Genomic DNA, 18,084 nt, shown 5'->3' on the forward strand with positions numbered 1-18,084 from the left:
CCTCGCCCTGGCCGGACCAGAGCCGCACCTCGTTGAGAAATGCCCCGCCGCCGGCGCGCGCATGCCAGACCTCGCCGCGCGCCGGCGCCGCCAGCACGCCGGCCACCGGCCTGCCGTCCTCGACCAGGCCGATGCTCACACACCAGTCGGGCCGGCCGGAGACATAGGCGCGGGTGCCGTCGATCGGATCGATGATGAAGACGCGGCGGTGCAGGATCCGCGCATCGCTGTCTTCCCGCTCCTCGGACAGCCAGCCATAATCGGGGCGGGCGGAGAGAAGCACCTGGTGCAGCATCCGGTCGATGGCGATGTCGGCTTCCGACACCGGGGAGCGCCCGTCGTTCTTGTACCAGACCTCGGGGTCCTGGCGGAAATGCGCCATGGCGATGTCGGCCGCCAGGCGCGACGCGTCCAGCATCAGGGCCAGATCGTCGGCATGGGCGTCAGTCGCCAGCAAGCGTCATCCCTTCCACGGCGATGGTGGGTGCCGCGATCGCATATTTGGGATCGATGTCGTCGGCGAAGATCATGCGCTTGAACATGTCCTTGAGATTGGAGGCGATGGTCACCTCGGAGACGGCGAAGCTGATTTCCCCGTTCTCGATCCAGAAACCGGAGGCGCCGCGGCTGTACTCGCCGGTCACCTGGTTGACGCCCTGGCCGATCAGTTCGGTGACATAGAAGCCGCTGCCGACCGAGGCGATCAGCTCCTTCGGCGTCTGCCGGCCGGGGGTGACGATGACATTGGTGGAGGACGGCGAGACGCCGCCGCCGCGGCTCGCGCGGCCATTGCTTTTGAGACCCAGTTCGCGGCCCACGGCGGTGGTCAGGTACCACTGCTTGAGGACGCCTTCCTCGACCATGGTCAGAGGGCCGATGGAGACGCCTTCGCCATCGAAGGGTCGCGAGCCGGAACCACGGCGGATAAAGGGGTTGTCCACCAGCGTCAGCCCGTCGATGGCGATCTTCTTGCCCATCATGTCCTTGAGGAAGCTGGTCTTGCGGGCGACGGCGGCGCCGTTGATGGCGGAGATGAGATGGCCGATCAGGCCGCGCGCGGCGCGCGGATCGAACACCACGGTTACGTTCGAGCCGGTCTTGACCTTGCGCGGGTTGACCCTCGCCGCGGCGCGTTCGCCAGCGCTCCGGCCGATGGCTTCTGCGGGATCGAGATCATCGAAGAACACGCGGCTGTCGAAGTCATAGTCGCGCTCCATCTTGGTGCCGTTGCCGGCGATGACGCTGACCGAGCGGGAGAAACCCGAGCGCTCGAACGCGCCCGAAAACCCGTGCGATGTGGCCAGCACCATGCCGAACAGCCCCGCGCCGGCGCCAGCGCCGATGGAACTGGCCACGCCCGGCACCGCGAGTGCCGCCGCCTCGGCCGCCGTCGCGGCCTCGATCAGGCTTTCCGCCGACGGCTCGGTGGCGTCGAACAGGTCGAGATCGGGCCAGGACTGCGCGAGCATCCCGGCATCGGCGAGACAGGCATGCGGATCCTCCGGGGAGACCCGCGCCATGGCGACGGCGCGCTCGGCGAGCGCCTTCTCGTCGGCACCCTGGCCGGCCTGGACGACGGCCACTTTCTGGCCGACAAAGACCCTGAGGCTGAAATCATCGGATTCGGAGGATTCGGTGTTTTCCACCTGGCCGTTGCGAACCGACGCCGATCGGGAGCGGCGGCGAACCACCACGGAATCGGCCTGGTCGGCGCCGGCCGCGCGGGCGCGTTCGATAAGTCGCTCCGCTGTTGCCAGCAAGCCTTCGTTTTGTCTGGATTCGCTCATGATTTTTGGCCTTTCACTTGGCTCTCATGTATTGTTCCGGCGGTCAACCATCAAGTCCCATGCATGAATGGACTCATAAACGCAAAAGGAGCGTCGTGAATGGCCGCAGCCGAAACCAGCCTTTACACGGAAGGCCTCGTCCTGCTGTGCGCAGCGCTCGTCGCCGCCCCGGTTTTCAAGAAAATAGGGCTCGGGACCGTTCTCGGCTACCTCGCTGCCGGCATCGTGATCGGCCCGCTGTTCAGGTTCATCCGGGATGGCGAGGAGATCCTGCATTTCGCGGAACTCGGAGTTGTGCTGCTTCTGTTCATCATCGGACTTGAGCTCAAGCCCTCTCGGCTCTGGCAGATGCGGCGCGACATCTTCGGCCTCGGGCTGGTTCAGGTCATCGTCTCGGCGCTGGTCATCTTCGCCGCGACGGTGGCGTTTGGCGGGCAAATATGGGCCGCGGCCCTCGTGATCGGCTTCGGGCTGGCGCTGTCCTCGACCGCCTTCGGCATCCAGATCCTCGAGGAGCGCGGCGATCTCAACACGAGGTACGGGCAGCAGTCGTTTTCGATCCTGCTGTTCCAGGACCTGGCGATCGTGCCGATCCTGGCGCTGGTGCCGCTGGTCGCCCCGTCGACTGGGGAGGATAGTGGGTCCATCGTCCAGGACGTGGCGATCACCGTCGCCGCGATCGCCGCCCTGCTGGCGGCCGGGCGCTACCTGCTCAATCCGCTGTTCCAGCTCATCGCCGGAACCGGCGCCAAGGAAGTGATGATCGCCGCGGCGCTGTTCGTGGTGCTGGCCTCGGGCATGCTGATGCAGGTCGCCGGCCTGTCGATGGCGATGGGCGCCTTCATCGCTGGCGTCATGCTGGCCGAATCCTCCTACCGGCACGAGCTCGAAGCCGACATCGAGCCGTTCCGCGGCATCCTGCTCGGGCTGTTCTTCATTGCGGTGGGCCTGTCGCTCGATCTCGCGGTGATCGCCGACAACATCCTCGTCATCCTCGTTGCCGTGCCGGTGCTGATGATCCTCAAGGCGCTCGTGATCTATGCCGCCTGCCGGATGTTCGGATCGGGCCACAATGACAGCGTCAAGATCGCCGGTCTGTTGCCGCAGGGCGGCGAGTTCGGCTTCGTCATCTTCAGCGCGGCGGCAGCGGCCGGGGTCTTTTCCCCGGCCACCGCCTCGCTGCTGGTGGCGATCGTCATCATCTCGATGGCGTTGACGCCGCTGGCGGCCGTGCCCGTGCGGTACCTGCTGCGAACGGATCATGCCGACCACATCGACGAGGATTTCGCGGGCGCGGGTTCCGATGTGCTGATGATCGGGTTCTCGCGCTTCGGCCAGATCGCCTCGCAGATGCTGCTGGCGGGAGGATCGGACGTGACCATCATCGACCATTCCGCCGACCGGATCCGCTCGGCGTCGAAGTTCGGCTTCAAGATCTATTTCGGCGACGGCACCCGCAAGGATGTGCTGATCGCCGCGGGCATCAACCGCGCCAAGATCGTCGCCGTCTGCACCCAGAAGAAGGAAATCACCGACAAGATCGTCGACCTGGTGCAGGCGGAGTTTCCCACCGCCCGCATCTTCGCGCGCGCCTATGACCGGACCCACACGCTGTCGCTGCGCGCCCGCGGCGTCGAGTATGAAATGCGCGAGACCTTCGAATCCGGCATGGTGTTCGGCCGCAAGACGCTCGAAGCGCTGGGCGTCACCGAGGACCTGGCGATGGAGATCAGCGACGATGTGCGCCGGCGCGACGAGGAGCGGCTCGCGCTGCAGGCCGTGGAAGGGATTCTCGCGGGCAGCGACAGGCTGCTCACCCGGCCGGTCACGCCCGAGCCGCTGATCAAGCCCAAGCGCGAATCCGAACGTCTGGACAAACCGCTCGAACCCGATATCACCTTGCAGGATCCCGCCTGAGCGCCACTTGGCAACAGATGCCGCCCGGCAGCCCCTATTGAAGAAAGACAGCCCATGACGCCATTCCACCTCGCCTTTCCCATCCGCTCCATCGAGGACACGCGCCATTTCTACGGCGACGTGCTGGGCTGCCCGATGGGCCGCTTCACCGAGAGCTGGATCGATTTCGACCTGTTCGGCCACCAGATGTCGGGCCATGTCCGCCCGGATGCGGGTGCGGGCGCCTCGTCCGGCGCGGTCGACGGCCATTCCGTCCCGATCCCGCATTTCGGCGCCGTGCTGCAGATGGACGACTGGAAGAAGCTCGCCGCGCGGCTCGAGGCAGCAGACGGGATCGACTGGATCATGAAGCCGACCCTGCGCTTCGAAGGCCAGCCGGGCGAACAGGCGACGCTGTTCATCCGCGATCCGTCGGGCAATGCGCTGGAATTCAAGGGGTTCGCCGACCTGGGGCAGGTCTTCGCTTCGTGAGCACGCGCGAGCCTGGAGCGCCCGGACCGGCTGCCGATCCCCGATCAGGCAGGAAGCCCGGGATCTTCGTCACCGGCTCGACCATGCGGCACGTGGTGACCATGACCGCCACCGGCTCGATCGGCCTGGTGGCGGTGTTCATCGTCGATGCGCTCAACCTGTTCTACATCTCGCTCCTGGGGCAGCAGGAACTGGCCGCGGCCATCGGCTATGCCGGCACGCTGCTGTTCTTCTCAACCTCGGTCGCCATCGGCCTGTCGATCGCGGCCACCGCGCTGACCGCGCGCGCGCTCGGCCGGGGCAACCGCGGCGAGGCGCGCGAGATCGCCGGCGCCTCGATCGCCTATATGCTGATCCTGATGATCGCGACCGTGGCGATGGCCTATCCGTTTCTGGCCGATCTCGTGCGCATGATGGGCGCCAGGGGCCGCACCGCTGAGCTCGCCACCGAATTCATGCAGATCGTGCTGCCGTCCCTGCCCGTGCTCGGCGTCGGCATGTGCCTTTCGGCGCTGCTGCGCGCCGTCGGCGACGCCAAGCGCGCCATGTATGTCACGCTCGGCGCGGGTGCGCTGACCGCGGTGCTCGACCCCGTCTTCATCTTCGGCTTCGACCTCGGCATCCATGGGGCGGCCATCGCCACGGTGATCTCGCGCTTCGCGCTGATCGGCATCGGCTTTTACGGGCTCGTCCGGGTGCACAATCTCGCGGCGCTGCCGTCTCGCGCGGTGCTTGTCCGCGAAGTCCGGCCGTTTCTCGCCATCGGCCTGCCGGCCCTGATGACGCAGATCGCCACGCCCGTGGGCAACACCTTCGTCACCACCACCATGGCGCAGCATGGCGACGCCGCCGTCGCCGGCTGGGCCGTGGTCGGGCGGCTGATTCCGGTCGCGTTCGGGGCATTGTTCGCGCTCTCGGGCGCCGTCGGGCCCATTCTCGGCCAGAATTATGGCGCCAGGCGCTATGACAGGCTGATCCTGACCATGCGCGACAGCCTGATCTTCATCATGATCTACACGCTCGCCGCCTGGGCGCTGCTGGCGCTGTTCCGCAACCAGATCGCCGACCTGTTCGGCGCCACCGGCGAGGCGCGCGAGGTGATCGTCTTCTTCTGCCTGTTCGTCGCCGGCAGCTTCATCTTCAACGGCATGCTGTTCGTCGCCAATGCGGCGTTCAACAATTTGGGCTACGCCCTCTATTCCACCCTGTTCAACTGGGGCCGGTCGACGCTCGGGGTGATCCCCTTCGTCTGGCTTGGCTCGCACTGGTACGGGGCGCCGGGCGCGCTTGCGGGATCCGGCCTGGGCGCGGTGGTGTTCGGGCTCGCCGCGGTCATCGTCAGCTTCCGGATGATCTCGAAAATCGGCGATCGTGACGGCGGCGGGCCGGATGCGGTCCCGGTGCCGGTTCCGCCGGCGGGGCAATCGGCCTTCACCAGCGGCAAGGCCTCGACGCTTTAGGACATTGAATTGACGCGCCTGCGGTCATGCCCAAGGGAAATCCCTTTGGGCGCGCCACATCTCAAGACGAGCCGTAAAAGGCGAAGGCGGCATCGAGGTCGCGCTTGAGCTGCTCGGCGACGCCTTTCGAATCAGCCAGAATCTCGCGAGCCTTGAGGAAATCGAGCACCCGGTACTGGTGCACCTCGGGCCTGAGAAGAATGTGCGGCGGAAAGGCGTGGCGCTTCATCTCGATGATCGACTGCATCATCAACTGGCTCGAGCCGAACATCATGTCGATGGTCGAGGGCGTCTGGCCCGGAGACCCGGCCGGCAGGCCGACGACGTCGACGCCGATGATGATGTCGGCGAGCCCGCTCAGCTTGTCGAAGGGCACGGGATTGAAGATGCCGCCATCGATCATGATCCGGTCGCCGATCACCACCGGCCGGAACACCGCCGGGATGGCGGCGGAGGCGGCGATGGCGGTGCGCAGGTCGCCCGCTTCGCACACCACCTCGCAGTGGCCGTAGTAATCGGTGACCATGATCTTGGTCGGGATCTTGAGCTCCTCGAAGGTGCGGGCGACGGAGTCCGGAAGAAATGCCTCGAGGATGCGCTCGACATTGAACTGGCCGAGCCGCAGCCCGTTCTCCATGGCGTCCTTGACGCCGAGCGGGCGGGCTGCCTTCCAGATCCTGCCAAAGGCCGTGGACCGTTTTCCGACAGTCGCGAGCGTATGGTCGCGGATGTCCTTGCCCGACAGGCCCGACGCCATCGCCGCCCCCATGATCGCGCCGATCGACGATCCGGAGATCGCCACGGGGGTGATGCCCAACGCGTCCAGCGTCTCGATGATGTGGATATGGGCGACCCCGCGGGCGCCGCCACCGCCGAAGGCCACCGCGACGCTCGGTCCGGACGATGGGACCGGAAGAGCGGGAATGCTGGTGCCGACTTTATCCATTGTCCAGACTGCCTTCCGTGGCGCTTTCCTGACCCGTCCGCTCCGGGCCAGTATCCCCACCATTATACCGGAAAAACCGCATAATCGTGTCGCCAAATGCGCGGGTTTCCAGGAGTTCGAAGCCTGCTCCCGGATCGGGCCGGGCGGCGGCCTCTTCCTCGAGCACGATCACCCCGCCCGGCGAGATCCAGCCGCCCTTGGCCGCCGAGGCAAGCGCCTGATCGCCCAGGCCCCTTCCATAGGGCGGATCGGCGAAGATGAGATCGAACCGGCCCATCGTGCCGGACGGGCCGAGCTTGGTGGCGTCGCGGCGAAACAGCCGCGCGCGGCCCTGCAGGCCGAAGGTCTCGATGTTCTTCTGGATGATGCCGCGGCCTTCGACGCCGCTTTCGACGAACAGCGCCGACCGGCAGCCGCGCGACAGCGCCTCGAGCCCCAGCGCCCCGGTGCCCGCGAACAGATCGAGGACGCGGGTGGACTCAAGGGCTTCGGGATAGCCGTGGCTCAGGATGTTGAACAGGCTTTCCCGGCTCCGGTCCGTGGTGGGCCGGATCGCCTGGCTCTTCGGCGCGGCAAGGCTCCTGCCGCGAAATTCACCGCCGACGATCCGCACCCGGTCCACGTCCCTTTCCGGAAGCAGGTTTGCCGCCGCGGCCTTCGCCCGCGGGCTTGCCAGACGGCTTGCCATAGGGCTTGCCCGGGCCCTTGGCGGGTCCGTCGAACGACTTGCCGCCTCGCGCTTCGCCGGCGGGCTTTCCGGACGGCTTGCCGAAAGTCTTGCCGGGCGCCCGGGCGGGGCCGTCGAACGACTTGCCGCCACGCGCTTCTCCCGCAGGTTTTCCGGACGGCTTGCCGTAGCTCTTGCCCGGCCCCTTCGCAGGACCATCGAACGACTTGCCGCCGGGTTTGCCCGAAGACTTGAAGTCCGGCTTGCCACCCGGCTTCTTGAAGTCGCGGGCGGGTCGCGCCTCATCCCCGTCGGCGGCGGGCCTTGGCTTGGCGCGGTCCTTGGGGAAGCTGCCGCGGCGGGTTTCCGCGCGGGCGTCGGCGCGGGCGGGCTTGCGCTCGGCGCGCTCGGCTTCGGCCTTCTTAGCCTCGGCGACCGGACGCGCGCCCGGCGCCATCCAGACATTGGTGGCGCGGCTGCGCTGGACGAAGCTGCGCTTGGCGGGCTTGCCGCCGGGCTCCTCGTTGCGCGCGCCGCCCGGCTTGTCGAATTTGCCCGGTTTTTCAAATCTAGATGCGCCGAAGGGCTTGCGCTCGCCCCGGTCGCCGGCGGGCGCGCGATCCCGGTCGCGGCCGAAGCTCTTGCCGTCGCGCGACGGGCCGTCCCGCGAAGGACCCTCGCGCGAGGGCCGGCCGGGCTTGGTGTCGAGCCGCGCCCGGGCGCGCTCGGTCTTCTCCGAGCTCGAGATCCATTCCCGCTGCGCCGGCTTGGACACGGGCTTGGCCTTGGCTTCGGGTTTGGCGGGAGGAAGATGCTCGCTCAGCGGCGCATCGAAATTGGCGCCCGATTCCTCGATCATGCGCTCGCCCAACTGTTCGCGCAGGATGCGGCTCTTGATCTCGACGACCTCGCCCTCGCGGATGTCGCCCAACTGGAACGGTCCGAAGGAGATGCGGATCAGGCGGTTGACGTCGAGGCCCAGCGCGCCGAGCACGTTCTTGATCTCGCGGTTCTTGCCTTCGCGCAGGCCCATGGTGATCCAGACATTGTGGCCCTGCTTGCGGTCGAGCGTCGCCTCGATGGCGCCGTAGAGCACGCCCTCGACCGCGATGCCGTCCTTGAGTTCGTCGAGCCGGGCCTGGTCGATGTCGCCATAGGCGCGCACGCGGTAGCGGCGGAGCCAGCCGGTCTGCGGCAGTTCCAGCGTGCGGGCCAGGCCGCCATCATTGGTGAGCAGCAGCAGGCCTTCGGTGTTGATGTCGAGGCGGCCGACGGTCATGACCCGCGGCAGGTGCTTGGGCAGCTTGTCGAAGACGGTGTCCCGGCCTTCGGGATCCTTGTTGGTGGTCACCAGTCCCGCGGGCTTGTGGTAGACCCAGAGCCGGGTGCGTTCGATGCCGCCGATCTCCTCGTTGTCGACCTCGATGCGGTCGGACAGCGACACCACCACCGCCGGGGTCTCCAGGATCTTGCCGTTGACCTTGATGCGGCCCTCGGCGACCATGCGCTCGACGTCGCGGCGCGAGGCGACGCCCGCGCGCGCCAGGATCTTGGCAATGCGGCCGCTGTCGGCGGCGGCTTCGGCAGGCTCGGGAGTCTGCTTGGCGGAGTGCGGTTTGCCGCGTTTGGGCTTGTCTTGTTCTGTCATTTGTTGTTTGCCTGCCTTCACAGCGTGAACCGCGTTGTCTTGACGCGCCATGGCCGCTGGATACGTTCGGTTTGCGCGAGAGCCTTGCTTGGACCCGTTCCGGTCTGATGGGGCGGTTAAATGGCTGTCTATCAGGTTGGACGGGCCGGGTTAAGAGGTTTCATCGTGGTCTTCATATGTCCGGACATTTCATGATCAGCAACGGCTATATGGATCTCGCGCTCGAGGAGGCCCGCGCAGCCGCGGCGCGCGGCGAAGTGCCGGTAGGCGCCGTGATCGTGCGCGACGGCACGGTGGTGGCGCGCGCCGGCAACCGGACCCGCGAACTCAATGACGTGACCGCCCATGCGGAAATGCTTGCCATCCGGCAGGCCGCTGAGAGTCTGGGAAGCGAACGGCTGACGGACGCCGACCTCTATGTGACGCTCGAGCCCTGCACCATGTGCGCGGCGGCGATCTCGTTTGCCCGGCTGAGGCGGCTCTATTACGGCACTGATGACGAAAAGGGCGGCGCGGTGACAAGCGGCGTGCGGTTCTTCCACCAGCCCACGTGCCACCACAGCCCGGATGTCTATCCGGGCATGGCGTCCAGCGACGCCATGCGGCTGCTCAAGGATTTCTTCAAGGACCGCCGGTAAGGGCGGACGGGGCTGCTTACCAGGGCCACCAGCTACGCGTGCCGGTGCCGGCCTTCTTGGCCTCGGCGATGCGGCGCCGCTCCTTGGCCTTTTCCGGCTCGCCCAGGTCGCCGACCGGGGCGGTCTCGGCGGGCTGGCGGTAGGTCAGCGGCGGATCGGAGAGATAGCGGCGGCGATCGGAATAGGCGCCCTGCTGGATCCTGCGGCCTTCCTGGAATTTCTTGCGCTCGGCGGCGGACGCAAGCGTCTGGCCGGGCGTCGGCGGCCCGTCAGCCGCCCGGCCGGCGGTCGGTCCGGTCAGGCCGCTCGATGCGGACACCCGTCGCGCCAGCGGCGAACTGCCGGAGCTGTTGGGATTGGCGTCGGCCTCGGCGATCAGCCGCTTGCGGGTTTCCTCGGGCGATTCCACCCAGGCGGGATTGTTCTCGACCACGTTCTGCTGCGGCGCAGGAAGGCTCGCCGTGTCGGACGGCGTCACGATCGCCGGGCGCGGCTTGTATTCGATTCCCTCGGCCTTGTTGCTTCCGCCGATCGTGGCGATGTTGCCAAGGTCGTCAAGCAACTGCTCGGTCGACGACTTGTCGGTGCCATAGGTCGGGCCAAGGCAGCCGGACAACGTCAGGCTTGCGGCAATGAGTGCGCCGATGGTCACGCCGGCGCGATACTCTGTCTTCATTGTCATGCACTGGGTCCCGTCTCAGACAGTCATTTTCACATTCATGCTGCTTGTCGCCGCACAATCCGGCCTTTTTCAGGCAGGGTTTTACCGGATCAACAGCGCAAGAGCAATTGACCCGGCAAAATTCGCTTTCCGGCCAAGGGCCTGGTCCCGCCGGACCCGGAAAGTTCCCGGGCCGGCAGGGCGATCGGCTCAAAGCCGGCCGAGCGCCTTGAGTTCGCGCAGGGCGGCCGCGTCCCGGGCGGACACGTCCGGGAAGTCCGGATCGGAGCCGACATCGCCGGTGATCCGCCACGAGCGGGCGCATTTCGTCCCTTCGGCAAGCGCCGGAACGACGGCCACGGCGCCGACATCGTCGAGGCGGAAGGCGTCAGCCGGCCCTGCATTGGTTTCGACGCGGACGCCGGAGGTGATGCAGATTTCGGCGAAATCGCTGTCGCCGACCGCTGCGACCAGCGCCGGGTCGGTGATGTAGACGACCGGCGCCGCCTCCAGCGACGAGCCGATGCGCTTGTCGCGCCGCTCGATTTCCAGCGCGCCGCTGACCACGCGCCGCACGGTGCGGATCTTCTTCCACTTCGCCGCAAGCGCGTCGTCGCGCCAGCCGGCCGGCACCTCGGGGAACTGCTCGAGATGCACCGATTCGGCCTCCGGCCTGTGGGAGAGCCAGGCCTCCTCCATGGTGAAGGGCAGCATCGGCGCGAGCCAGGTCACCAGGCATTCGAAGATCTTGGCGATCACCTGCAGCGACGCGCGACGGCGCGTGCTCGACGGCGCATCGCAATAGAGCGCATCCTTGCGGATGTCGAAATAGAACGCCGACAGCTCGATGTTGGAGAAATCGGTGAGCGCGCGGGCGATGCGCTTGAAGTCGAAACTGTCGTAGCCGGTGCGCACCAGTTGGTCGAGTTCCGAAAGCCGATGCAGCATCAGCCGCTCGAGTTCGGGCATGTCGGCGGGCGCAACCTGATCGCCCGCGTCATGCGCCAGCGTGCCCAGCATCCAGCGGATGGTGTTGCGGAGCTTGCGGTAGGCGTCGATGTTGGTCTTGATCACGGTCTTGCCGAGGCGCTGGTCCTCCCAGTAGTCCGTGTTCATCACCCAGAGCCTGAGGATGTCGGCGCCCGATTCCTTCATCACATCCTGCGGGAACACCTGGTTGTTCAGCGACTTCGACATCTTGCGGCCGTCCTCGGCCATGGTGAAGCCATGGGTGATGACGGCGTCGTAGGGCGCGCGGCCGCGGGTGGCGCAGCTTTCGAGCAGCGAGGAGTGGAACCATCCGCGATGCTGGTCCGAGCCCTCGAGATAGACATCGGCCGGCCATTTGAGATCGGGCCGGTCCTCGAGCGTGAAGGCGTGGGTGCATCCCGAATCGAACCAGACATCGAGAATGTCGGTGACCTGGATCCATTTCGGATCGCTCGCGAGATCGCCCAGGAAGCGGGCGCGCGCGCCCTCGGCGAACCAGGCGTCGGCGCCCTCCGTCTCGAAGGCTTCGAGGATTCGGGCGTTGACCGCCTCATCGACCAGCACGGTGCCGTCGACATCGGCGAAGACGGCGATCGGCACGCCCCAGGCGCGCTGGCGCGACAGCACCCAGTCGGGCCGGTCCTCGATCATGCCGCGCAGCCGGTTCTGGCCGGCGGCGGGGACGAAGCGGGTATCATCGATGGCCGACAGCGCGCGCGTGCGCAGCGTCGTGCCGTCGCCGAAATCCTTGTCCATGTGGACAAACCATTGCGGCGTGTTGCGGAAGATGATCGGCTTCTTCGAGCGCCAGGAATGGGGGTAGTCGTGCTTGAGCCGGCCGCGGGCGAAGAGCGTGCCGGCCTCGATCAGCGCCTTGATGACCGAATCATTGGCGTCGCCCTTCTTGCCCTTGTCGTCGATGACGCGGGCCGGGCCGCCGTCGCGGTCGGGTCCGAGGCCGGGGGCGTCCTTGGTGTAGAAGCCGGCGTCGTCGACGGTGAACGGGATCGCGGACGAGATGCCGCGGGCTTCGAGGTCGCGGGCCGCGTCCATCCACGCCTCGAAGTCCTCGCGACCATGGCCGGGCGCGGTGTGCACAAAGCCGGTGCCGGCGTCGTCGGTGACGTGATCGCCGGCGATCAGCGGAACGGGGAAGTCGTAGCCGCCGCCGAGGCCCTTGAGCGGGTGGGCGCAGACCATGCCTTCAAGGTCGGCCGGCTTGACATCGGAAAGCCGCTTGAACTGGAGTTTGGCCTTGGCGAAGCACTCCTCGGCCAACGCATCGGCGAAGATCAGTTTCTCGCCCGGTTGCGGGCCGAAATCGTTCTCCGCCGCCGTGACTTCATAGAGTCCGTAGGCGATGCGGGTCGAAAACGAGATGGCGCGGTTGCCCGGGATGGTCCAGGGCGTGGTGGTCCAGATGACCACAGAGGCGTCACGAAGATCAGCAGAAACCTGATTCTGCTGAGCAAGTGCGTCTTCATTCGGCTGGTCACCGCCATGGATACCAAAGGCGCCAGGCGCTTTCCTAACCGGAAACTTCACCCAGATCGTGTCGCTCTCGTAGGGCTGGTACTCGACCTCGGCCTCGGCCAGCGCGGTGCGTTCGACCACCGACCACATGATCGGCTTGGAGCCGCGATAGAGCTGGCCGGATTTGGCGATCTTCAAGAGTTCGCCGGCGATCCGCGCCTCGGCGTGGAAATCCATAGTCTTGTAGGGCTTGTCGAAATCGCCCTCGATGCCGAGACGCCTGAACTCGTCCGACTGCACCGACACCCAGTGCTCGGCATAGGCGCGGCATTCCTTGCGGAACTCGATCATCGCCGCCGGCTCCTTGAGGTCGGGCTTCTCGCGGCCCTTGGAGCGGTAGTTCTCCTCCTCGATCTTCCATTCGATCGGCAGGCCGTGGCAATCCCAGCCCGGCACGTAGTTGCTGTCGAAACCGCGCATCTGGAACGAGCGGGTGATCACGTCCTTGAGGATCTTGTTGAGTGCGTGGCCGATATGGATGTTGCCGTTGGCATAGGGCGGGCCGTCATGCAGCACATATTTCGGGCGGCCGGCCGAGGAGGCGCGCAGCCGGTCATAAAGCCGCATGTCCTGCCAGCGGGCGACCAGCTCCGGCTCCTTCTGCGGCAGCCCGCCGCGCATCGGGAAATCGGTCTCGGGCAGATAGAGCGTCTTGGAATAGTCGATCGTGTCGGTGGTGTCGGTCATGGTGTCGCAATCTTCTGGGCCGTTGGCCCGTGGTAGACAGTGTATCGGAGAGTTCGGAAGTGCGGCGCGCAAGAACGCCGAAATTGCCCGGTCTCCAGCGAGCCCTGCTCAGCGGGAAACCGGGACCATAATTCGTAGCGGCGGAATGCCTGTGATCGGGACAGCCGTGGTCATGGCGGGGCTTTTATCAATCTCTGCAATTTCAGGGAAGCGCAAAGTGCGCCATTGCGAATTCCGCCACGTGCCCCTATTTTGAATGGCAACTGGCGAGGATCACGATGACGCAATCGAGGAAATCAAATCCCCATTCTCCCTCAAGGAAGAAGGCGGCCCGGGCACGCAATCAACCTCGGATGGCTGAACAGAAGTCGGGCGACAAAGCCGCCGATGGCGGGTTCATCTTGATGTCCGATGGATCAGGAATGGAGATCTTCACATCGCTCGGCAAAATGTCGAGGGACACGGGCGCGATCACGGTTCGGGCAGAAACAGCGGTGATAAATTCGCTGAAGTCCAGCGGCTTCACACTGCCGGAAATTACCAGGCTGGTCGTCTCCAAACGGTCCCTTGAGCGGCGTCAGCAGAACCGGGAACCCTTGAGCGCGACCGAGTCCGACCGGGCCTTGCGGCTGTCTCGCATTCACGACCATGCGGTGCGCGTCTTCGGTTCGGCGGAAAAAGCCAATCGCTGGCTGCGCAAGCCATCCCGCGCGCTTGACGGGGTGGTCCCGCTCGACCTTCTGGCGTCCGAAACCGGCGCACATATCGTTGACTCCGAGCTTCACGCGATCGATCACGGCATGTTTGCCTGATCATGCGGATCTGGCGGATCTCGAACCACGCCGATCTGTCGGGAATTGGCGGGACCTACCACGCCGGCCGCTGGAACCACCTCGGCAGGCGCATCGTCTATTGCGCCGAACACCCTGCGCTGGCCATGCTAGAATTGCTGGTCCATTTTGACCTCGAAGACCTGCCCGAAACCTATCAGTTGCTCGAGATCGATGTTCCCGACCGGCTGGCGGTTGAACCGGTGAACCTGCCTTCCGGCTGGAAAGACGATCCGGCGATATCGCGCGAAGCGTTCGAGGCGTTCTGCCATCAGGGCGACGCGCCGGTGATGCGCGTCCCCAGCATCATCATGCCGCATTGCTTTAACCTGCTGATCAATCCGGCTCACCCCGAACATGCGAAGCAGTCGATTGTTTCGGCGGAAATGCATCCGCTCGACCCGCGCTTTCTCAAGTAAGGCGCCCAGGTCCGGTCCTCGACTAAGCCGCCCAGGTCCGGTCCTCGACGATCGTCGCGCGACTACCGCTTCAACCGGTCATAGACCAGCCGGCGCATCAGGCCGGTCATCGGTTTGGGCAGGATCCGGCCGGCGATCGCGGCGAGGCGGTTGGCGCGGCCGGGGATGGAGGTCTTTTTGCCCGAGAGGACATCCGCCAGGATGAGGCCTGCCGCCAGATCGGGCTCCATGCGCCTGCTGGGATCGGCGCCCTCGGGCGCATAGGTCTCGGCATGCGCGGTGCGCAAGGGTCCGGGAAAGGCCACGGTGATGCTCACGCCCCTCGCCGCCGCGACCTTGTGCATGCTGCTGGCGTAGATCGCCAGCGCATCCTTGGAAGCGGCATAGGCGGCGGCGCCGGGATATCCGGTGAAATGCGACAGCGACGCGACGAAGGCGATGGCGGCCTGCGGGGCAAAGGCGCCGGCCTCGAACAGGCGGGCGGCGATCACCATCGGCGCCTCGGCATTGACGCGCAGCACCTCGAGATGGGTGCGGGCGGCGATCTCCTCGAAGCGCCCGGTGGCGCTGATCCCGGCGTTGAGCACCACCAGATCATAGGGGCCGGCGGCGATCAGGCCGGGCAGGACGCTGTCGAGCTGCGTGCGGCTCGCCAGATCGCACTGGATGAAGTCCGCCAGCGGCGCGTCGGGTTCAACCTGGTCGCGGTCGAGCACGACGACGGCGTAGCCGCGGGACGCCAGCCAGCGCACAAACGCCGCGCCGAGCCCGGCGCTGCCGCCGGTCACCAGCGCGCGCCTGTGCGGCCCGGTCACAGCCGCCGTCCCATGTAGGCGCCGCCGGAGAGATAGCGCGCCCAGGAGAGCGTGACGGGGGACCGCCGCGAGGCGATCGCCGAGGCCATCATCGACGCCATGTCGCCGGCCTCGAGGAACAGGGCGCGAATCCAGCCCGGATCGTAACCGGCCTTGGCGTGGATCTCCGTCTTCGCCGGACCCGGATGCAGCACCTGCACCGAGACCTGGCCCTTCCACTCCGAGCGCAGCGACCGGGCGAGCCCGTGCAGCGCGGCCTTGGAGGCGGCATAGGCGGGAATCGTCGCCGAGCCCGTGTGCACCACCGAGCCGATCAGGGTCAGCGTTCCGCGGTTTTTCCTGAGCAGCGGATAGAGCGCCTGCGCCTGCAGCATCGCCGCCGCCAGATTGACATCGAGGGTCCGGCGGATCGCCTCCGTGCTGTCGATGCCCTCCCCGGCCGCCAGGCCGATGCCGGCATTGAGAACCGCGTTGTCGAGACCGTCCCAGCCGAAATCGCGGATGCCGCCGATCAGCGCCAGCGCTGCCATCTCCGGATCGCTCTGGTCGGCGACGATATAGCCGCAGCCGCGCGGCAGGGCGCCTTCGACCTCGGCCTTCGATTTGCGGCCCGAGAGCAGGATCTTGTGGCGGCCTGAGAGTTTCTTTGCCAGCGCCAGGCCCAACCCGGCATTGCCGCCGGTGATCAGGATGCGGCGGGCGCCGGAGCCGATCACGCCGCGGGGCCGAAGGTCATGGCGGCATCGAGCGGCGACAGCGGCGTGAGCGCCCCCAGCACGGCGCGCGCCTCGGCCTCGTCGATCTTCATCTGCGCCACGAGTGGGTCGAGCCCATCAAATTTCTCCTCGCCGCGCAGCCTGGAGACGAAGGAGACCGTGCACTGCTCGCCATAGAGATCGCCCGCGAAATCGAACAGGAAAGTTTCGAGCAACAGGGCGGCGCCCTCTTCATCGACGGTCGGGCGGCGGCCGAAGCTCGCCACGCCGTCATGGTGAGAACCGTCGGCGCGGCGGAACCTGACGGCGTAGATGCCCGGCATCAGCGCCGTTTCCGGGGGCAAGGCCATGTTGGCGGTGGGGTAGCCCAGGCTGCGGCCGAGCTTCTTGCCGTGCAGGACTTCGGCCGCCACCGCGTAGCGATAGCCGAGCAGGCCGTTGGCGAGGCCGGTGTCGCCGGTGGCCAGCGCATCGCGAATGCGGCTCGAGGACACCACCTCCCCGCCTTCGTCCGCAAAAGCCTCAACCAGCGTCACTCCGAAGCCGAAGCGCTTGCCGGCATCGATCAGAAAATCCGGATCGCCCTCACGCCCCTTGCCGAAATGGAAATCGTAGCCGGTGACGACGTGGCTGACGCCGAGGCGGCCCAAAAGGATGTCGGTGACGAAGTTCTCCGCCGAGCGGGAGGCGAAATCCCGGTCGAACTGCTGCTCGAAGACCGCGTCGAAATTCATCAGTTCGAGAAGCCGGGCCTTCAGCGGCGCCGGCGTCAACCGGAAGACCGGCTGGTCGGGACGGAAGACCGTGCGCGGATGCGGCTCGAAGGTCAGGGCGTTGGTGCGCGCCGACAGGCGGCCCGCCTGTTCCACGGCTTCCGACAGCACCTGCTGGTGGCCGCGATGGACGCCGTCGAAATTGCCGATCGCGACCACGCCGCCCTTCAGGGCAGCGGGGAACCTGTCGAAATTTTGAATGCGTTGCGCCATTGAAGTCCTCACCTCGCGCCGATCAGGCCAGCCATTCCATCCAAAAGGCCGGGGCGACCCCGGCCTGATCCAGGAAGGCCTGCAGGCGGGTCTCGTCGGTGCCGCGGTCCCCGGCATATTCGCGGGCATGGATGCCGCGGGCGATGAACAGGGCCGGGACGCCATTGTCGAGCGCGCCGCGGATGTCGGTCGTCACGCCGTCGCCGATGGCCAGCGTGCGGGCGGCATCGACGCTGCCCCTAATCGCCCGCGCCCGCGCCATGGCTTCCACATAGATCGGCGCATGCGGCTTGCCGGCGATGCGGGTCTCGCCGCCGAGCTCGACATAGATGTCGGCCAGGGCGCCGGCACAGGGCAGCAGGTGGTCGCCGCGTTCGACCACCCGGTCGGGATTGGCGCAGATGAGCGGCAGATGGCGGGCCTGGAAGCCGGCGAGCAGGGCGCGGTAGTCCTCGGCGGACTCGGTCTCGTCGTCGACGAGGCCGGTGCACAGCACCGCCCGGGCGGCGTCCGGCCCGACCAGATCGACTTCGAGGCCCTCGACCAGCGTCCTGTCGCGATCGGGTCCGAGGAAGTAGAGCGCGCGCGGCGCATCCTTGACCAGTTGCCGGGTAACGTCGCCCGACGTGACGATGTCGTCCCAGCAGTCCGGATCGACGCCGATGGTCTCGAACTGGCGGATGACGGCATCCGCGGGCCGGGGCGAATTTGTGATCAGGATAACGGTCTGACCCCGCTCGCGGGCGGCCTTCAGGGCCTCGACAGACAAAAGGAACGGGTTGACGCCGTTGTGGATGACACCCCATACATCGCACAACAAGACGTCGGCGCGATCGGTGAGCTGATCAAGATCGGTAATCCTGGCTGGCATGGGCACGGTCATTTGCGGGCGGTTCCTTTCGGCACAACGATG

General features: G+C 66.6%; 16 protein-coding genes and 1 pseudogene. 6 read left to right on the forward strand and 11 right to left on the reverse strand.

Annotation, left to right across the window (positions count from 1 at the left end):
• Positions 1-457: 3'(2'),5'-bisphosphate nucleotidase CysQ (locus LL06_RS15350; protein ID WP_035528671.1), on the reverse strand; the 457-nt coding region annotated here is incomplete at its 3' end.
• Positions 444-1,787 (reverse strand): TldD/PmbA family protein, encoded by a 1,344-nt coding sequence (locus tag LL06_RS15355; RefSeq protein WP_035528674.1) that lies wholly within the window; start codon positions 1,785-1,787, stop codon positions 444-446. The genes LL06_RS15355 and LL06_RS15350, both read right to left, overlap by 14 nt.
• Before the next feature lie 99 nt (positions 1,788-1,886).
• On the opposite strand from LL06_RS15355, the gene LL06_RS15360 reads away from it, so the two are divergent.
• From LL06_RS15360 to LL06_RS15370, 3 genes are read left to right on the forward strand one after another with little or no spacing between them, the layout of a single operon-like run.
• Positions 1,887-3,704 carry a monovalent cation:proton antiporter-2 (CPA2) family protein gene (locus LL06_RS15360; RefSeq protein ID WP_035528677.1) on the forward strand — a complete coding sequence of 606 codons (1,818 nt, stop codon included), beginning with the start codon at positions 1,887-1,889 and terminating at the stop codon, positions 3,702-3,704.
• A 54-nt stretch (positions 3,705-3,758) separates the two neighbouring features.
• On the forward strand, positions 3,759-4,175 hold the full coding sequence (locus LL06_RS15365; protein WP_035528680.1) for a VOC family protein: 417 nt from the start codon (positions 3,759-3,761) through the stop codon (positions 4,173-4,175).
• Positions 4,172-5,635: an MATE family efflux transporter gene (locus tag LL06_RS15370; RefSeq protein ID WP_081964004.1), complete on the forward strand. Its 1,464-nt coding sequence runs from the start codon at positions 4,172-4,174 to the stop codon at positions 5,633-5,635. The genes LL06_RS15365 and LL06_RS15370 overlap by 4 nt, the downstream gene beginning before the upstream one ends.
• A 61-nt stretch (positions 5,636-5,696) precedes the next feature.
• On the opposite strand, the gene LL06_RS15375 is transcribed toward LL06_RS15370, so the two are convergent.
• The 3 genes and pseudogenes from LL06_RS15375 to LL06_RS15385 form a co-directional block, all read right to left on the reverse strand.
• Entirely contained in the window at positions 5,697-6,581 is an 885-nt protein-coding gene (locus tag LL06_RS15375) for a patatin-like phospholipase family protein (protein WP_035528686.1), read from the reverse strand.
• Positions 6,582-6,639: 58 nt separating this feature from the next.
• Positions 6,640-7,194: pseudogene (rsmD, locus tag LL06_RS15380) on the reverse strand (16S rRNA (guanine(966)-N(2))-methyltransferase RsmD); the annotation flags it as partial.
• Entirely contained in the window at positions 7,175-8,896 is a 1,722-nt protein-coding gene (locus tag LL06_RS15385; protein ID WP_035528689.1) for a pseudouridine synthase, read from the reverse strand. The gene LL06_RS15385 and the pseudogene rsmD, both read right to left, overlap by 20 nt.
• A 191-nt stretch (positions 8,897-9,087) precedes the next feature.
• Here LL06_RS15385 and LL06_RS15390 point away from each other — a divergent pair, with 191 nt between their 5' ends.
• Positions 9,088-9,534 (forward strand): nucleoside deaminase, encoded by a 447-nt coding sequence (locus tag LL06_RS15390; RefSeq protein ID WP_052161623.1) that lies wholly within the window; start codon positions 9,088-9,090, stop codon positions 9,532-9,534.
• A 16-nt stretch (positions 9,535-9,550) separates the two neighbouring features.
• Here the strand turns inward: LL06_RS15390 and LL06_RS15395 are convergent, their stop codons facing one another.
• Together LL06_RS15395 and ileS are read right to left on the reverse strand one after the other, a co-directional pair.
• A complete protein-coding gene (locus LL06_RS15395) occupies positions 9,551-10,216 on the reverse strand; it encodes a hypothetical protein (RefSeq protein WP_035528695.1) in 666 nt (221 codons plus the stop codon).
• A 189-nt stretch (positions 10,217-10,405) separates the two neighbouring features.
• Positions 10,406-13,405, reverse strand: coding sequence for an isoleucine--tRNA ligase (ileS, locus tag LL06_RS15400; protein WP_035528698.1), 3,000 nt, complete (start codon positions 13,403-13,405; stop codon positions 10,406-10,408).
• A gap of 353 nt (positions 13,406-13,758) precedes the next feature.
• Here ileS and LL06_RS15405 point away from each other — a divergent pair, with 353 nt between their 5' ends.
• Positions 13,759-14,217, forward strand: a complete 459-nt coding sequence (locus LL06_RS15405) for an antitoxin Xre/MbcA/ParS toxin-binding domain-containing protein (RefSeq protein ID WP_244447152.1) — start codon at positions 13,759-13,761, stop codon at positions 14,215-14,217.
• Positions 14,218-14,219: 2 nt separating this feature from the next.
• Entirely contained in the window at positions 14,220-14,654 is a 435-nt protein-coding gene (locus tag LL06_RS15410; RefSeq protein WP_035528701.1) for an RES family NAD+ phosphorylase, read from the forward strand.
• Positions 14,655-14,716: 62 nt separating this feature from the next.
• Here LL06_RS15410 and LL06_RS15415 read toward each other — a convergent pair whose 3' ends face one another.
• From LL06_RS15415 to LL06_RS15430, 4 genes are read right to left on the reverse strand one after another with little or no spacing between them, the layout of a single operon-like run.
• Positions 14,717-15,469: an SDR family NAD(P)-dependent oxidoreductase gene (locus tag LL06_RS15415; protein WP_035528704.1), complete on the reverse strand. Its 753-nt coding sequence runs from the start codon at positions 15,467-15,469 to the stop codon at positions 14,717-14,719.
• A complete protein-coding gene (locus LL06_RS15420) occupies positions 15,466-16,185 on the reverse strand; it encodes an SDR family oxidoreductase (protein ID WP_035528707.1) in 720 nt (239 codons plus the stop codon). Before LL06_RS15420 ends, LL06_RS15415 begins: the two co-directional genes overlap by 4 nt.
• The gene (locus LL06_RS15425; protein WP_035528710.1) at positions 16,182-17,171 is read right to left on the reverse strand and encodes a bifunctional riboflavin kinase/FAD synthetase; all 990 of its coding nucleotides are present in this window, start codon (positions 17,169-17,171) and stop codon (positions 16,182-16,184) included. The genes LL06_RS15420 and LL06_RS15425 overlap by 4 nt, the downstream gene beginning before the upstream one ends.
• A 22-nt stretch (positions 17,172-17,193) precedes the next feature.
• Positions 17,194-18,042 (reverse strand): TIGR01459 family HAD-type hydrolase, encoded by an 849-nt coding sequence (locus tag LL06_RS15430; protein WP_035528823.1) that lies wholly within the window; start codon positions 18,040-18,042, stop codon positions 17,194-17,196.
• Positions 18,043-18,084 lie beyond the last annotated feature (42 nt).

The sequence above is a fragment of the Hoeflea sp. BAL378 genome, from assembly GCF_000759435.1.
Classification (GTDB): domain Bacteria; phylum Pseudomonadota; class Alphaproteobacteria; order Rhizobiales; family Rhizobiaceae; genus Hoeflea.

Bases quoted from the DNA above. Each gene is read 5' to 3' on its own strand.
- LL06_RS15355 (WP_035528674.1), bottom strand. From the start codon at position 1,787: ATGAGCGAATCCAGACAAAACGAAGGCTTGCTGGCAACAGCGGAGCGA.
- LL06_RS15360 (WP_035528677.1), top strand. From the start codon at position 1,887: ATGGCCGCAGCCGAAACCAGCCTTTACACGGAAGGCCTCGTCCTGCTG.
- LL06_RS15365 (WP_035528680.1), top strand. From the start codon at position 3,759: ATGACGCCATTCCACCTCGCCTTTCCCATCCGCTCCATCGAGGACACG.
- LL06_RS15375 (WP_035528686.1), bottom strand. From the start codon at position 6,581: ATGGATAAAGTCGGCACCAGCATTCCCGCTCTTCCGGTCCCATCGTCC.
- LL06_RS15385 (WP_035528689.1), bottom strand. From the start codon at position 8,896: ATGACAGAACAAGACAAGCCCAAACGCGGCAAACCGCACTCCGCCAAG.
- LL06_RS15390 (WP_052161623.1), top strand. From the start codon at position 9,088: ATGATCAGCAACGGCTATATGGATCTCGCGCTCGAGGAGGCCCGCGCA.
- LL06_RS15395 (WP_035528695.1), bottom strand. From the start codon at position 10,216: ATGACAATGAAGACAGAGTATCGCGCCGGCGTGACCATCGGCGCACTC.
- ileS (WP_035528698.1), bottom strand. From the start codon at position 13,405: ATGACCGACACCACCGACACGATCGACTATTCCAAGACGCTCTATCTG.
- LL06_RS15405 (WP_244447152.1), top strand. From the start codon at position 13,759: ATGGCTGAACAGAAGTCGGGCGACAAAGCCGCCGATGGCGGGTTCATC.
- LL06_RS15410 (WP_035528701.1), top strand. From the start codon at position 14,220: ATGCGGATCTGGCGGATCTCGAACCACGCCGATCTGTCGGGAATTGGC.
- LL06_RS15425 (WP_035528710.1), bottom strand. From the start codon at position 17,171: ATGGCGCAACGCATTCAAAATTTCGACAGGTTCCCCGCTGCCCTGAAG.
- LL06_RS15430 (WP_035528823.1), bottom strand. From the start codon at position 18,042: ATGCCAGCCAGGATTACCGATCTTGATCAGCTCACCGATCGCGCCGAC.